Here is a 16241-nt window from a genome sequence, read left to right as displayed (position 1 = left end):
CATCGCGCGCTTTGCATGGTGCTGCGGAAGGAATTTTGGAAGCGCGGGCACATGACCACCTACACCTATACCGGATTTATTTTGCAGAATGGCGACACCTTCGGCGGTCAGATCAACGCCGACTTCGTTGTCTCCGCAGGTGTGGATGTCAGCTACCAGTTGTCCAGCGACCCTAACGCCGGCATCAACGATTTCGGTGTTCCAGAAGTGGATTTCGATGGCGCAGGCGAGGTTGCCGCCATTATCAACAACGAACGCTTCGGGTCGGACCCGAATGACGAGATCTTCGTTTTCGACGTATACACGGCCAATGGCACTCTGACCCTGCTGACCTTCTACGATGCCAGCGAAGGTGTGGATTACGGCTTCTTGCTTGCTTCGACGGATCCAAACATCCAGTCGGTGCCGACCAATCAGACAGAACTCGATGCCTTCAGGGCAGCCATTACGGGCGGGGGCGCAACCCCGGCGGGCGCGCCCTATGGCATCGGCGAAGTGTTCGATATGGACGGGGCAATTTCCTACGTTTCCCAAAGCGAAAATGACATCTGGAGCGGTACCGAGGTCGGCGACTACTTCGACGGCGCCATCGGCGATGATGAACTGTATGGGCAAGAGGGCGACGACACCCTGATCGGCGGGGCCGGCGAAGATTACATTAACGGCGGTCTCGGGGATGACTCGATCGACGGCGGCACCGATTTCGATCAGGTTACCTATGACGATGCCACCGGATCGGTCACGGTCAATCTCGGCACCGGCCTCGCGACTGGGGCGGCGGGCAACGACACGCTGTCCGGCATCGAGGCGATCCGCGGTTCGGCCTTCGACGACAGCCTCGTGGGCAACGGCGACCGCAACCACATGCGCGGTCTGGAAGGCAACGACACCCTGATTGGTGGCGGCGGCGATGACCTTGTCCGCTACGACCGCGACGCGAATTACGGCGGAACCGCTGGCGTGAACGTCAACCTGAGCACGGGCGTGGCCATCGACGGTTTCGGCGACACCGACAGCCTGTCGGGCTTTGTCGACGTGCGTGCGACCGAAAGTGATGACACGATCATCGGCGATGGAAACGACAATGAACTCGAAGGCAACGGCGGCGACGATGTTATCGTTGGTGGCGCGGGCAATGACACGCTTGATGGCGGGGCAGGCGACGGAGATGTTGTCCTCTACCTACTCGAGACCGGCGCGAACGGTGTGAATGTCAACCTCGGCACCGGCATCGCCACGGACAGCCACGGCGACACCGATACACTGATTGGCATTGAGCGCGTGGGTGGCACGAACCAGGCCGACACGCTGCTCGGGGATGGCAACGACAACGTGTTCGTTGGCGCGGCGGGCGCCGACTTCATCGATGGCGCGGGCGGCGAAGATCAGGTCACTTACGATCAGGACTCGTCCGGGGTCAGTGTCGATCTCGGCACCGGGCTGGCCGTCGACGGCTCGGGCAGCACCGATACGCTCCAAGGGATCGAGAATGTCGAGGGGTCCGAGTTCGACGATACCTTGATCGGGGACGGGGGCGACAACCGGATTATCGGCCGCCAAGGCAATGACAGCCTCGTCGGTGGGGGCGGCAACGACTACTTTGATCCGCTCTTCAGCGCGGCGGAAAGCGACACGATCGACGGTGGCGCCGGGTCTGACACGGTCGAGATCTTCGACGATAGCACCAATTTCACCATCACCACCGTGGGGGGGGTAACGACCGTCACCGATGGCAGCGCATCGGTCGTTCTGACGAATGTGGAGTTTCTGCGATTCGACAGTGACGATGTCACCATCAACCTGGGCGGACAGGCCCCGGCAACCCCCACCCCAGGCGATGATGTTTTGATCGGGACAACCGGTGACGATTCCATTGATGGGCTTGCCGGCAACGATGAAATCGACGGTCTGGATGGCAACGACACCCTGATCGGCGGCGACGGTGAAGACGAGATCGACGGGGGTCTCGGAAACGACGTGATCGATGGCGGCGCCGATTTCGACCAAGTGTATTATGATGACGCAACAGGTGCGGTGACGGTCAACCTCGGCACCGGCCTTGCGACCGGGGCGGCGGGTAACGACACGATCACCGGCATCGAGATGATCCGCGGTTCGGCCTTTGACGACAGCCTCGTAGGCGACGGTGATCGCAATCATATTCGCGGTCTGGAAGGCAACGATACCTTGATTGGTGGCGGCGGCGATGACCTTGTCCGCTATGACCGTGACGCGAATTACGGCGGCACCGCCGGCGTGAACGTCAACCTGGCCACGGGCGTGGCCATCGATGGGTTCGGCGACACCGACAGCTTGTCGGGCTTTGTCGACGTGCGCGCGACCGAAAGCAACGACACGATCATCGGCGATGGCAACGACAACAAGCTTGAAGGATTCGGCGGCAGCGATTCCATCGAAGGCGGCGACGGAAACGACGAACTGATCGGTGGCAATGGCAACGACACGCTCAGAGGCGGTGACGGTGACGACACCATTGCCGACGCGCGCGGCAACGACGTGCTCGACGGTGGCGATGGCATAGACACCTATTTCCGGGATCTCGACCTCGATTTCGCACCGTTTTCCTTCGTCTGGGTCATGGATCTGGTTCAAGGGAAATTTTACGAGGACGGTGTCCCTAACGATTTCGATGAACTCATAAGCATCGAGAACGTCGATCTGCGTGGGCAGTTCAACATCCGCATGCTCGGGGATGAGGAGAATAACCGACTTTCTTCCGGTGAAGGAGACGATACCATTGACGGCGGCGCCGGTGACGACGAGTTGATCGACGGCGCAGGCGACGACAGCGTGTTCGGCGGCGTCGGCGACGACGTGATCCACAACACGACGGGCAATGACACCTACGATGGCGGCGATGGTTTTGACACGATGCTCGTCGACGTGAGCGGCGTGGCGCAGGGAACCTTTGTCTACGAACTTAACTTCGTGACCGGCTACTCCGGTCAATTGGGCAATCCCACGCTGTCGGATACGGTCACGGCAATCGAAGCGTTGGACTTCACCGGTGAAATCGATGTTCAGGCCACGGGCGACGACAACGCCAACCTGTTCCAGACCGGCGATGGTAACGACACGATCCATGGCGGTGGCGGCAACGACACCATCCGCGACGGCCTTGGCGACGACAGCCTTTCGGGCGGTGACGGTGACGACAGGTTCGAGTTGAGTTCGGGCGCCGAGACCATCGATGGTGGGGCGGGGTTCGACGTGATCGCGGTGGACGTAACGAACTTTCCATTGCCAGTCGGTTTCATCGCCGAACTGGATCTGACCACGGGGTACTGGGGTCAGCAGGGCAACGCCAACAACTCCGAGTCGCTTAGCAATATCGAGGGGCTGGAGTTCATCGGCAACTATGCCGTGGATGCCACGGGTGACGGGAATGCGAACCTGATCGACACAGACAGCGGCAACGACACGCTGGTCGGTGGGGGCGGTGATGACACCTTGCGCAGCGGTGATGGCGCGGACTCGCTCGTGGGTGGTGACGGCCGCGACAATATCAACGCAGGAAACGGCAACGACACGATAGACTCTTCGACAGGCGCCAGCGGTACGCAGGGCTTTGGCGATATCATTACCGCCGGGCTTGGCACCAACACGGTGATCGGCCACGCACAGGCCTTTGCTGATCGCTTCGGTGGCGGTCTCGACATGATCTTCGAAGATCTCGGCGGGGCCAGCGCAGGCATTCACCTACAGGTTTCGGGGGCGCAGGGCACCGGGACGGCCACCGGCACCGGCACCTTGGCCGGACAGGTCACGACCAGCTTCACCTATGCTGACCATTTCGAAGGATCGAAGGGCGCAGACCTGATGGAAGGGTCTGATTTCGGCTCTGGCGTCGATGGCGATTACGAAAGCTGGGTCGGAGAGGCCGGGAATGACACGATCGATGGGAATGGCGGTTTCGACGTCGTGTCCTATTACCTCGAATTCGACGGCACACTGGGCGTGAACGTCAATCTCGCGAACGGGACGGCGACCGATCGGTTCGGCAACACCGACACGCTGCTCGATATCGAGGGCGCACAGGGCACCGAGATGGCCGACACGTTGATCGGCGACAGTCTCGACAACTTCCTTGGCGGTCGCGGAGGCGACGATTCGATCGAAGGAGGCGCCGGCAACGACTATATTGATGCTGGCTTGGGAGGCACCGATACGATTGATGGCGGCATCGGGAATGATACCGTCGTGGTTGACGGACTCTCGGCCGATTTCACGATAACCTCGGTTTCCGGCACGACGACGGTCACCGATGGGTCCACAACCTTGATCCTGACGGATGTGGAAGAAATCCGGTTCAATGATACGACTGCGTCCATCGGCAACGCCACGATCACGGGCGACGCAGGCCCCGACAGCCTGCCCGGTACAGAGAACGACGACGTGATACTGGGTCTTGGCGGCAATGATACGCTCGAAGGCTTGGACGGCAACGACACGCTTGACGGCGGCGATGGTGACGACTCGCTTGACGGCGGGGACGGAGCGGACAGCATCATCGGGGGCGTGGGTAGCGGCACCGACACGCTGCTCGGCGGGTCTGGGTCGGACACGTTGGAGGCGACGGGGGGCAATGGCAACCTGCTGCGTGGCGGGGCCGGCGACGATGTGCTGATCGGCGGCTGGGGCTCCGATATCCTGCAGGGCAACGATGGCGCGGACAGTTTCTCGGGCGGGACCGGGGCGGACGATCTCTATATCGACGGTCAGGACACGTTCTTCGACGGCGGCGGTGGCTATGACCGGCTGATCGCGGTGGATCCGGGCGGCGTGAACGTGGCGCTGTCGGGCACCAATATCGAGCGGGTCATCGGCGGCACCGGCGATGATGTCTTCGACGGCACCGGCGTGGCCCTGGGCCTCGTGATCTCGGGCGAAGGCGGCAATGACACGCTGACGGGCGGCTCGGCGACGGACCAGGTGTCGGGCGGCGCGGGCGACGACGTGCTGATCGGCGGCGGCGGGGACGATTTCCTGTTCGGCGACGGCGGCTCGGATTCCTTCGAGGGCGGCGCGGGCGACGACCGGTTCTTCGCCGAAAGCATCGACCAGTCCTTCGATGGCGGGGCCGGGTATGACCGCCTGTTCCTGCTGGACAACGGCGATTTCACCTTCGCGCTGGCCGGCACGGGGATCGAGCGGGTGAATTCCGGCGATGGCAACGACGTACTGGACGCCACCGGCGTGACGGACGCGGTGGTTCTGTCGGGGGCCGGCGGCAACGACGCGCTGACCGGCGGGTCGAACAACGACGTGCTGGCGGGGGGCGACGGGCAGGACACGCTGGAGGGCGGCTCCGGGTTCGACTCGTTCTTCGGCGGGGCCGGGGCGGACAGCTTCGTGTTCGAGGACGGCAGCGGCGTCGACTTCCTCGTGGGCTGGGAAGACGGGCTCGACCTGCTCGATTTCAGCGGCCACGCGCAGGTGAACGGGCTGTCGGACCTCACGATCACCGACAACGGCGTCAACAGCCGGATCGAGTTCGCCGACGGCGACGCCCTCATCGTCATCGGATACACCGGCGGCTTCGACGCGTCGGATTTCGACTTCGTGTAGGCTTGGGCAAAACGCACTGCCGGACCGCTCGACCTTCAACAGCGAAGCGTCAATTGGGACTACCCCAGGAGCGCCCAGGTTTTTCGTTGGTGCGCTTCAACGGGCGGAAGGTTGAGTGGGCACATTAGTGCTCAGACATGCTGGACCGGCGACATGCGGAAGGCTGTCGCAAATCGCTTGCGCGCGGTTTTGTCGATGACCGCTCCGGCGGTCACGAACAGGTCGAGAGGGCACCCCTGACTGTCGCAGATGGTAACATGAAGCACTGCGGGTTGGCCGGAGGCCAATTCCATCATTGATCATCAGCCGCGGTGTGACGAGTTCAGCGTAGGTCTTCGGCGAGGTTCAGTCTCGGATGGCTGGAGTTTTCAACGATGTGCCGAGACTCGTTTCTCACCCGACCAGGCGTGAGCGTGTGCTGACAGCAGACTTGATCCTCGAAAACCGAGTACGCATCATATCCAGATGTTTCGCACCATTATCGCGACCTGGATTTCATTGCTCGCAACGGGTCCTGCTGCCTCAGAGCCGATGGTGTTCGCCTTTGTCGGGGACGCCTCGGCGCGGCCCGGCTGTTGCTGGATATCGGCCGAGGGGGACATCACGGCGGAGACGCCGTCAGCGTTCCGCGCCTTCATGGCCGATCATGATATCTCAGTTCGGACCATCAGGTTGCACGGCGGCGGTGTCGACCATGACGCTGCAATGGAGCTTGGGCGATTGTTCCGCGAATATGACTTGACCACGATCGTCGGCACCTCGCTGCGCGTTATCGACGATATTTGGGCCTTCACCGAAGAGGGCGTCTGCGCCGGGGCCTGTACCCTGGCCTTCATGGGAGGGTCGGCCCGCCGCGTTCCACAAGATGCCGCCCTCCTTGCCTCTCGCTTTATTGGTGGTTCCCTAGAGGACTCGCTGCAAGCCGGATCAGTGGGCACCGAGGCCGCGGCCATTGCGCGGGTCAATCAACAAGCGGCCACCGGTCGGATCGTCGAATACCTCGTCGAGATGGGGGTGGACCCGCGGTTCTACGCCCTGGCGGTGAGTATTGATCCTGCCTTGCCGGGTGCGGCGCTGACGCGGGATCAAGTGCTGGAATTCGGAATCGACAATATAAGTGACGGTGCCGGCCGGTGGCGTGCGGTTCCCTTCGGAAACGGGTTCTACGCCGAGACCACGACCCCTCATTCCGACCGCAGTGTCTTCCTCTACTGCATAGGCGGAACGGACTATTTCGTCGCCTTCCATTTTCCATATGTCGCCGCGACGGAAGAGGTGCGGGCCGCCTTCGCCCTCGGCGGCGACGAAGCCACGTTCACCACGGACAGGGGAACGATCACCGGACGCGTCCGGGATTTCTACCGTTCCGAAGATGGCCGATTGCTCATCAGCTTTTCGATCGATGGACGCGAAGCCGACATGTTCGCGGGATCCCATCGCATTAGGTTAAATGCAATCGGCAGCTCCGAGCCGGGCGCCTTGGCCGACCCCTTCGCGATCTCGATCCCGCTCGCCAACACCAACCTTCCCCGAAACGTGCTGAGGGTTTGTCGGACATGATCCGCCGTTTCGCCATATCAGCTGCGTTCGTCCTGGTCGTAGCCCCGGCGCAATCTGACCCGATGACGTTTCAGGAAGTGACGACCGGCGGCATTTGTCACGGCTGCACATGGATACAGGCCGAAGGTGAGATCACACCGGAAACGCCGGACCTGTTTCGTGCTTTCGAGGGAGACAGAATGCTCCCGATCGTGTTCAACTCTCCCGGTGGGGATCTCGCCGCCGGTCTGGAACTGGGCCGCCTGATCCGCGAGGCGGGATACCGCACCGGTATCGCGCGCTCTGTTCTCGAACCATCAATGCCGCCCGAGGGTCGCTTCCGGCACTACCGAACCGCTGGAGCAATTTGCGACTCAGCCTGCGCCTATGCCTTCCTCGGTGGCGTGGACCGTGCGATCGGCGAAGGCGCGGCGATCGGGTTCCATCAGTTCATCGACCCGTCGATGTTCGAATTGGGCGAGGGCGAGGTCAGCGCGCTGGAGATGCTGATAGACTCGGCAAGGGACCAATACGTCACCGGACTCATTGTCGAGTACCTTGTGGAGATGGGGATTGATCTTGGGCTCTACCCGATTGCTGCCGCCGTCGGACCGGCCGACCCGATACGCCGGTTGACCCGCGATGAAATTCGCGAGCTCGGTGTCGCCCGACAGGCTGGCGATCTGGAGGGTTGGACGGTGCACGCCTTCGGCAATGGCTTGTTCGCCGAAGCCACAGACGAGAGCACGGGGCAGGTCGCCCGCTTGTTCTGCGATGCACGTGGCGTCCATCGACTTACCTTGACGACGGGTGATGCTGTTGATTGGCTGACTGCGGACATGGCCACCGACCTCTATCAGCGCCTGCTGAACGGCCTGATTCCGTTGTCTATCGGCGACCACAGCTTCACCGGTCGTGTCGCCGAGGCCCTTTCCCTCGACGATGGGCGCGGCATGGTGGTTTCGTTGGAAATTGATCCTTCTGATGTGCGCGCGATTGCTCATGGCGGCTACCTATCGGCGGATATCGGCTCGGTGCCCTACATAGAGATTCCGGTGCTCGAACCCTTTCAAATGACACTTGCAATCGAACAGCCGGACGCCGCCATCAACGTCATGAGGTTATGTGTATGATCGCGTATCTCGACACCAGATGGAGGCTCCAGCTATACTGAAACGTCCTTTTTACATATCCAGTCTGGTGGGCGTGCTCATAGTCCCTGGCCTTTCCGTGTCGGCAGGGGAAGAACACTGGGTGCTCCCGGCAGACCGTGCTCTTTGTCTCGTCGAAAACCGAGAGGCATACCTCGAACAGCGCCGGGACGTCATCGTCATCATCGTCGATCAGTGCCCGTTGTCCGATCTTCTTGCAGGAAGCGGGACCGGCCTCTTAAATTTCGGCGGCGTGAGCAACGTCCAGACCGGTGCGGCGGCGCCGGAAGATGGCTTTGACAGGGTCATCAGCTATACCGCCGACGAGTTGCGATGCCTCGACATGGAGCACGTGCGGATCGAAGACGGCGTCGCCTACCTGCCAAGGCGTGTGCAATGTTAGGCGTCAGACGCCGAAGGCTGCGCCGCCTGCGCAAGCGCATGGTGACGCAGACCGCCGAACGTCGTCCGACACCCATTCCCCGCGATCGATTGGACAAGATTGAGGCGTTCATGGCAATCGGCGCCAACGTGACCGTCATCGTCACGCTGATCATCGCCGTTCTGAGCTACAGGGAACAGGTAAATCAAGCCAAGCGCGAAGCGGCTTTCCAGTTCGTCGCGGCATTCAACGATGGTGCCCTGCTTGACGCACAGCGCCGCTTCGGGGCGGAAATGGCACGGGTCGATATCCGAGGGCTGCGGGACGTGACAGTCCCCCGCGAGACGATGGCCACGATCATCGACCAAATGGTGGACACCAGCAGCTCCCCGAACACGCTACAGCAGGACATCATTTCCATCATCGGCTATTTCGACAGCGCACAGGTCTGTATCGACAGTGATACATGCGATGGCGCCATCATCTTGGGCAACCTGACCGAGATCGGAGGTCGCTACGCGTGTCTCCTGCTGCCCTATTCCGACCTCATCAGCCGTGACTCCCTGTTCGACGGGTTAGGTGACGGCTTGCGCCGGCTCATCGACTACGAGACTCGGTGTTGACTGGGGTGCCTGGCCGATAGCGCCGAACACGGCGTCCGGGGCCTTAGGCGCCACGATAGGGCCCCGGTGGAACTGCTGCGCGATGCGCTCCGCCGACGGCCATGCCCGAGCCGCGCGCGAGCGACGAGGGCCTGTGGATCGCGTTGGGGGGTTGCTCTTGCCGACAGGTCGAACGGGATCAGGCCGCCGACTGTAGTGGCTGCAGCGAAGACCCTTGAGGTATAGTCACGGCAGCCGGCGACCGATGCCCCTGTGGCTAAATGGTGGAATCGTCGGATGCCGTGCTCTACGCCATCCGCGAGCGTTCGCCCTGGCGCAGAGGGACCCCGAGCAATTACACCGTCGCATCAAAGTCCAGACGGGTGGGGTGCGCCACGGTTGCCGTTGGTTGCGGGGTAGTAACAGGAGAACTGCGGAATGGCCAATTGCTGCGACGCGGGGTGTGATATTTCGCCTGCCGTATGCGCTCAACCGCATCCGTCCGATCGATTTCAACCATCGGGCGCGCCCTCCAGATCGTTTGGGTCATGAACGGACGGTAGTTCGAAGTGACCCCGGAACAGCGCTTCCGGTCCTTGCCCTTTTCTCCGAACGTCTCAAGCTGGATGATCTCTTCGGCCAAGCGTTCACGTCGAGGGCTTCGCCTTCAATCAGGAAGTAGCGATCAGGCAGACCAGAGGCGCGGGGCGCGCGCGCGACGTTTTTCCTGCGCTTCGCGGGGCCATGCAACGATCCGGAATTAGCTCTGTTCGGCCGCCTCCTTGCGCAGTTCGGCTTTCTGGACCTTGCCCATGGCGTTGCGCGGAAGCTCTGGCATGATCCGTATGCTGCGCGGGATCTTGAAGCGGGCCAGTCGCCCTGACAGCGCCGAGATGATCTGCGCGGCGTCGGTCCGGGCCCCTGGTTCCAGAACCACCGCTGCGGCAACGGCCTCGCCAAGGTCGGGATCGGGTGCGCCGTAGACGGCGCTTTCCACCACACCGGGCAAGGCGTCGATTTCGGTCTCGACCTCTTTGGGGTAGATGTTGAAACCGCCCGAGATCACCAGATCCTTCGCGCGCCCCACGATCGAGAGATAGCCGTCATCGTCGAATTGCCCCAGATCGCCGGTGATGAACCAGCCATCCTCGGTGAAGCTTTCGGCAGTTTTCTCGGCGTTCTGCCAGTAGCCTGGTGTCACATTCGGGCCCTTGACCTCGATGCCGCCGATGCCCTGATCGTCGGGATCGACAAGGCGCACCGAGACCCCGGGCAAGGGGTGGCCGACCGTCCCGGCGCGGCGCGGGCCATCATAGGGGTTGGTCGTGATCATGTTGGTTTCCGTCATGCCGTAGCGTTCCAGAATGGCATGGCCGGTGCGCGTTTCGAACGCGGCATGCGTCTCGGCCAAAAGGGGCGCCGAGCCCGACACGATCAACCGCATATGGGCCAGGGCCGCCCGGTCGAAGCGGTCATCCCCGAGCATCCGGCTGTAGAAGGTGGGCACACCCATGATGGCGGTCGCACGCGGCAGGTCACGGGCGATCTGATCGAGATCGAAGCGCTGATGAAAGATCATGCTCGACCCCGACAACAGGGCGATATTCGTCGCGACGAACAGCCCGTGGGTATGAAAGACCGGCAGCGCATGCAGCAAGACGTCCGAGCGTTCGAAGCGCCAGGCATCGCACAGGGTTTTTGCGTTCGAGATCAGGTTTTCATGGGTCAGCATCGCCCCTTTCGAGCGGCCCGTGGTGCCGGATGTATACAGGATCGCGGCGAGATCGTCCGACTTGCGCGCAAGCGGGTCGGACAAGGGCGCACTGTCCAGAGCCATCAACTCCGACGCGGTGACAACCGCGACGCCGCGCGCGTCGGCTACGGGGCGGGCCCCGGCGGTGCTGTCATCGACAACCAGCAGCACGGGGGCGGCATCGTCAAGGAAATAGGCCAACTCGACCGGGGTGTAGGCCGTATTGAGCGGGATGAAGACGCCGCCGGCGATGGCCGTGGCAAGGTACAGGATCAGCGCTTGCGGCGATTTCTCGATCTGGCACAGGACGCGATCGCCCGGGCCCATGCCTTGCGCCTGCAGGGCGCCTGCCATCTGCGCGACCCTGGCGCGCAGCCCGCCATAGGTCAATGTCCCGCCATCGGGCGTCATCAGAAACGGGTCGCCTTCGGGCTGACCGGTCAGAAAGGCCTCGTGAATCGGGTTTGTCGCCATCGCTCGTTGTCTCCGTTCGTGCCGTCGTTCCCATGCGCGGCGATGGTGCCGACGGCCACGCAGGGCACGGGAAAGGCGCGGCTTGCCGCAGGTTCCCTAGGCATCGTCGCGGGATCGACCGGGGTCAAGCGGGGAAGGGCCGTGATCTGCGGGGCGCTGCCCCGGTCGCATGATGCGCGCCCGGTTGAACGGGGCGTGACGACTTGCGGTTGCCCGAGTGGTCGCACGCAACGATCCGTTACTCCGCCGGGAGCTGAACTGCCCTGTAGACATACACCTCGAGGTCATCATCGGGGACGAAGTTATCGGCTTCAAACTCGGCGCGAGATTGCGACACGTAGCGGACGCCGGGCAGACACAGCGACACCATGTCCGCGTCGCTTTCGCCTTCGACGACCAGTGAAAACCGCCCGATGGGACCGGCCCAGTTTCGCCCCGTTGTCAGGATATAAGGGATTTCCGAGCTGATATAGGTCACCTCGGCCTCTATATCGGGGATGCCCTGCGCCAGGCGTGCGTCGCGGGCGGCCATGGCCTCATCCCAGCAATAGCGATCGCTGACCGCCACTTGCCAGTCGGCCTCGGGCGCGGTGCGGTCGAACCCGGGATCCAGCGGTGGCCCGAGGCTGACGCCCGCGACAGGCGTATAGCGATGTTCGATGGTGATATCGCGTCCAACCGGAAAGGTCTGCTCGCGCAGAAAGGTCGCCCTGAGTTCCCATTGGGGAAAAAACCCCTCCCAATCGAGCATGCCGGCCGCTTGCAGCCGCGCGACATCCTCGACCGGCAGCGCCTCGAGCGCATCGATCGTCGCCCAGTAGACAGGGATGGGCGGAATGCCCAACTCGGTCAGAAGGTCGGCGTGATCCTCGCCATCGACCAACGCCTCGACATGCGGCGTCAACTCGACCTGTTGTCCATCGACATGGGTGGTGAAGCCCACGAAATTCGTCTGATCCGGTAGCGGGATCGTGGGGTTGAAGTCATCGCTGAAATCGGCCAGCGGCGGCAGGGGGAAGCCCACCGTCAACGTCACGGGGGCATCGGTCAGATTGCGCATGACATAGGTGACACGCACTTCATCAGGGCTCAGGTAAAGCTCTTCCGATACCATGGCGACGCGGTCGGTCTCGGCAAACTCCAACCCGCCCATGCGCAGCATCACGGAACTGTCGTTCGCAGCGCTTTGGCCGGCCATCATGAGGCCCGCCCCGGCGGCAACAAGTGATTTGGCTAAGGTGGGGTTCATTTCGGTTCTCGCTGAATGCGCCCGCTCAACAGGGACGCGGTATCATCCCGCGCCGACCAGCGTGGCGTCAACAGTTGCCCGGAGCAAGTGCTTTTGGCCCCGACCCGTTGCGGCGGCGGGTTCGACAATGCCGTTGCGGCGGTGTAGGTCAGTGCGAAAGGCCGTTTTCCTGCCCCGAGTGTCCCGCCGTGATCTACCTGACCGCGCCCAAAATCCTGTTTCTCAAGCCGCGCAAGGTTGCGGGCACCTCGCTCGAGATCGCGTTGTCGCGCTTTGCCGGACCGGATGACATCATCACGCCGATCACCAGCACCGACGAAAAGGCCCGTCGTGCCCGCGGCTTTCGCGGGGCGCAGAACTATGCCTGCAAGATCGGGGAAATCGCCAGCGACCCCAAGGGGCTGCGGCGCGTGGTCACGAAACTGGAATGGCCCCGGAAGTACCGCAACCATATAGGGGCATCCGATATCCGTGACCGGCTGGGTGCGGCTGCGTTCGACGGGGCCTTCAAACTGTCCATCGTGCGCAATCCGTTCGATACGATCGTTTCGAAATACTACTGGTCCAACCGCCACGAAACCGTTGGCCTCGGTTTCGACGACTGGATCCTGTCCGAGCGTGCGACCAAGTGCCTGGAACAGAACGAGGCGCAGTACTTCATCGGGGACCACATCGTCGTCGACTTCTTCCTGCGCTATGAGGCATTTGCCGAGGACATCGCCGAACTCGAAAGACAGCGGCCCGCGTTGGCCGGGCTTGGCGAAACTTTTGCCAGCACGCGCGCCAAGGGCGGGCATCGTCCCAAAAAGGCCACACCGGCCGAGATGTTCGCCCCCCATCCGCAGCGTGTCGCCGAGATCCGCGCGCGGTTCGCCTGGATGTTCGAGCGCTTCGGCTATCGCGACACACCCTGATCCTGCGCCCGCCCTTGCAGGTCACCCGGCGGCGGGGCAGTGTGCGCGCAACGAGATCCGAGGGGCAGGGGGCGGCATGACCATCCGCGTAGCAATCAATGGGTTTGGCCGCATCGGCCGCTCGGTTCTGCGGGCATGGGCCGGCGCGCCGTCTGCCTGGCCCGAGGTCGAGATCGTCGCCATCAACGATATCGCCCCGTTGGACACCTGCGCCTACCTGTTCGAATACGACAGCGTCTTCGGCCCCTGGCGCGGCTCCGTCGCGTCGCGGGGCGATGCCCTGATCGTCGACGGGCATGTTCTCCGCTTCAGTACGGAACGCGATCCGTCACGGATCGACCTGAGCGGTATCGACGTTCTCATGGAATGCACGGGCCGTGCCACCGACCGCAGCTTTGCCGAGGCCGGACTGGCCGCCGGGGCCGGTCGCGTCCTTGTCTCCGGGCCATCGCCAAAGGCCGATCTGACCGTTGTTCTGGGGGCGAATGACGACCGCCTCGCGTCAGAGCATCGGATCGTTTCCAACGCCTCTTGCACGACCAATGCCATTGCGCCGCTCGTTCGCCTGATCGACGAGGAATGGGGGCTCGATTCCGCTCTGATGACGACGGTGCATTGCTATACCGGCAGCCAGCCAACGGTGGACACGCCCATGGCCACGCCCGCGCGGTCCCGCGCCGCGGCGCTGTCGATGGTGCCCACCACCACCAGCGCCGAAAAGCTGGTCGATGTCGTCCTGCCGCATCTTGCGGGGCGGGTCACCGGGTCGGCCGTGCGGGTGCCATCGGCCAGCGTCTCCTGCGTGGATCTCGCCGTGATGACGCGGGACCGCCCCGCGGTGGAGGCGGCCCGCGCCCATCTCGCACAGCGGGCCGGCCCGGTCATCGGTTGGACGGACAAGCCACTGGTCAGCAGCGATCTGCGTGCCCGGCCCGAGAGCCTGATCATCGCCGGGCCCGAGATCAAGCGGTCCAAGGGCGGCATGCTGCGCGTTTTCGGGTGGTATGACAACGAATGGGGTTTTTCCTGCCGCATGCTCGACGTGGCCACACGCATGGGCCGGCAGATGACAGAGGAGGGAACGACATGAGCGACTGGACAACCCGGATGCGCGAGGCGAATTTCGTCGGCGGCGCATGGGTCGCCGCCGATAGCGGCGCAACGATCGAGGTCACCAACCCCGCCACCGACGAGGTGATCGGCACCGTCCCGGCATCGGGCGAGGCCGAGACGATGCGCGCCATCGATGCCGCCGCCGCCGCCTTCCCCGATTTCGCCGCGATGGATCTGATGAGCCGCGTGGGCCTTTTGTGGAAACTGCATGACGCGCTGATGGACAACCAGCAGGCGCTGGCCGAGTTGCTGACCATCGAGATGGGCAAACCCATCACCGAGGCCAAGGGCGAGATCGCCATCGGCGCGCAATATGTCCGCTGGTTCGCCGAAGAAGCCCGCCGCGCCAAGGGCGAGATCGTGCCCGCCGGCGTCAACGGCCGCCGCATCCTGGTCACGAAACACCCCGTGGGCGTCGTGGGCATGATCACGCCGTGGAATTTCCCCTCCTCCATGCTGGCGCGCAAGGTCGCGCCGGCGCTCGCCGTGGGCTGCCCCATCGTCGCCAAACCGGCCACCGCCACCCCCTATTCGGGCCTCGCCTGGGGGGCGTTGGCCGAAGAGGTGGGCTACCCCAAGGGCACGGTGAACGTGGTCACCGGCTCGGCCCGCAAGATCGCGGGGGCCATGATGGCGCGCGAGGAAGTGCGCAAGATCACCTTCACCGGCTCGACCGAGGTCGGAAAGGAGTTGATCCGGCAGTCTGCGGATACCGTCAAGAAGGTGTCGATGGAACTGGGCGGCAACGCACCCTTCATCGTCTTCGACGACGCCGATCTCGACAAGGCCGCCGAGGGCGCCATCGTCTCGAAATACCGCAATTCCGGCCAGACCTGCGTCTGCGCCAACCGCATCTACGTGCAGGCGGGTGTCCATGACGCCTTTGTCGAGAAACTGGTCGAAAAGACCCGCGAGTTGAAGGTCGGCGATGGCCGGAACGCGGACGTGGCGCAAGGCCCGTTGATCGACACCGACGCCGTGAAGAAGGTCGAGGAACTGCTCGACGACGCCAAATCCAAAGGCGCCGAGGTTGCGCTGGGCGGCTCGCGCCATCAGCTTGGCGGCACCTTCTTCCAGCCCACCATCCTGACCGGGGCGACGCAGGACATGGCCTTCGCCAAGGAAGAAATCTTCGGCCCGCTCGCCCCCGTCTTCAGGTTCGAGACCGAGGAAGACGCCGTGCGCATGGCAAATGACACCGTGTTTGGTCTTGCCTCCTACGTCTACACGCAGGATCTGTCCCGCGCCTTCCGCCTGAACGAGGCGCTGAATTACGGCATGATCGGCATCAATTCGGGCCTCATCACCACGGTCGAGGCCCCCTTTGGCGGCGTCAAGGAGTCCGGCCTCGGAAAAGAGGGCGGCAGCCAGGGGCTCGAGGATTACCTCGACACCAAATACGTCTGCATCGACGGGATCTGATCGCGCGGGGTGGGGCCGTGACGGACCCGCCCCCATCTTTATCCTTCAAATAT

At 63.1% G+C, this 16241-nt stretch carries 11 protein-coding genes and 1 pseudogene; 8 read left to right on the top strand and 4 right to left on the bottom strand.

Annotation, left to right across the window (positions count from 1 at the left end):
- Positions 1 to 51: 51 nt before the first annotated feature.
- Complete coding sequence (locus tag ROSELON_RS18600; RefSeq protein WP_281172851.1) at positions 52 to 5589, top strand: calcium-binding protein; 5538 nt, start codon at positions 52 to 54, stop codon at positions 5587 to 5589.
- A gap of 150 nt (positions 5590 to 5739) precedes the next feature.
- Here ROSELON_RS18600 and ROSELON_RS19160 read toward each other — a convergent pair.
- Positions 5740 to 5867, bottom strand: a pseudogene (locus tag ROSELON_RS19160) (IS5/IS1182 family transposase); the annotation flags it as partial.
- A 187-nt stretch (positions 5868 to 6054) separates the two neighbouring features.
- On the opposite strand from ROSELON_RS19160, the gene ROSELON_RS02770 reads away from it, so the two are divergent.
- The 4 genes from ROSELON_RS02770 (at position 6055) to ROSELON_RS02755 (ending at position 9284) form a co-directional block, all read left to right on the top strand.
- Positions 6055 to 7149 carry a COG3904 family protein gene (locus ROSELON_RS02770; protein WP_156945736.1) on the top strand — a complete coding sequence of 365 codons (1095 nt, stop codon included), beginning with the start codon at positions 6055 to 6057 and terminating at the stop codon, positions 7147 to 7149.
- A complete protein-coding gene (locus ROSELON_RS17305; protein WP_025310923.1) occupies positions 7146 to 8261 on the top strand; it encodes a COG3904 family protein in 1116 nt (371 codons plus the stop codon). The genes ROSELON_RS02770 and ROSELON_RS17305 overlap by 4 nt, the downstream gene beginning before the upstream one ends.
- Before the next feature lie 67 nt (positions 8262 to 8328).
- Positions 8329 to 8682 carry a hypothetical protein gene (locus tag ROSELON_RS02760; RefSeq protein WP_156945733.1) on the top strand — a complete coding sequence of 118 codons (354 nt, stop codon included), beginning with the start codon at positions 8329 to 8331 and terminating at the stop codon, positions 8680 to 8682.
- Between the two features lie 38 nt (positions 8683 to 8720).
- Positions 8721 to 9284: a hypothetical protein gene (locus tag ROSELON_RS02755; protein ID WP_156945730.1), complete on the top strand. Its 564-nt coding sequence runs from the start codon at positions 8721 to 8723 to the stop codon at positions 9282 to 9284.
- Between the two features lie 334 nt (positions 9285 to 9618).
- On the opposite strand, the gene ROSELON_RS18050 is transcribed toward ROSELON_RS02755, so the two are convergent.
- From ROSELON_RS18050 to ROSELON_RS02745, 3 genes are all read right to left on the bottom strand, one after another.
- Positions 9619 to 9906 carry a hypothetical protein gene (locus ROSELON_RS18050; protein ID WP_156945727.1) on the bottom strand — a complete coding sequence of 96 codons (288 nt, stop codon included), beginning with the start codon at positions 9904 to 9906 and terminating at the stop codon, positions 9619 to 9621.
- 117 nt (positions 9907 to 10023) lie between these two features.
- Positions 10024 to 11490, bottom strand: coding sequence for an AMP-binding protein (locus tag ROSELON_RS02750; RefSeq protein WP_025310920.1), 1467 nt, complete (start codon positions 11488 to 11490; stop codon positions 10024 to 10026).
- A gap of 238 nt (positions 11491 to 11728) precedes the next feature.
- Entirely contained in the window at positions 11729 to 12688 is a 960-nt protein-coding gene (locus tag ROSELON_RS02745) for a DUF4424 domain-containing protein (protein WP_217520191.1), read from the bottom strand.
- Positions 12689 to 12927: 239 nt separating this feature from the next.
- Here ROSELON_RS02745 and ROSELON_RS02740 point away from each other — a divergent pair, with 239 nt between their 5' ends.
- The 3 genes from ROSELON_RS02740 to ROSELON_RS02730 all read left to right on the top strand — a co-directional run bounded on the left by ROSELON_RS02740 (position 12928) and on the right by ROSELON_RS02730 (position 16188).
- Positions 12928 to 13653 (top strand): hypothetical protein, encoded by a 726-nt coding sequence (locus tag ROSELON_RS02740; protein WP_025310918.1) that lies wholly within the window; start codon positions 12928 to 12930, stop codon positions 13651 to 13653.
- 76 nt (positions 13654 to 13729) lie between these two features.
- Positions 13730 to 14743, top strand: coding sequence for a type I glyceraldehyde-3-phosphate dehydrogenase (locus ROSELON_RS02735; RefSeq protein WP_025310917.1), 1014 nt, complete (start codon positions 13730 to 13732; stop codon positions 14741 to 14743).
- Positions 14740 to 16188 (top strand): NAD-dependent succinate-semialdehyde dehydrogenase, encoded by a 1449-nt coding sequence (locus tag ROSELON_RS02730; protein WP_025310916.1) that lies wholly within the window; start codon positions 14740 to 14742, stop codon positions 16186 to 16188. Before ROSELON_RS02735 ends, ROSELON_RS02730 begins: the two co-directional genes overlap by 4 nt.
- The last annotated feature ends 53 nt before the right edge of the window (positions 16189 to 16241 follow it).

This window comes from Roseibacterium elongatum DSM 19469, assembly GCF_000590925.1.
GTDB lineage: Bacteria > Pseudomonadota > Alphaproteobacteria > Rhodobacterales > Rhodobacteraceae > Roseibacterium > Roseibacterium elongatum.
Note: the sequence above shows the minus strand (reverse complement) of the source record. Positions and strands in the feature narration are given on the sequence as shown.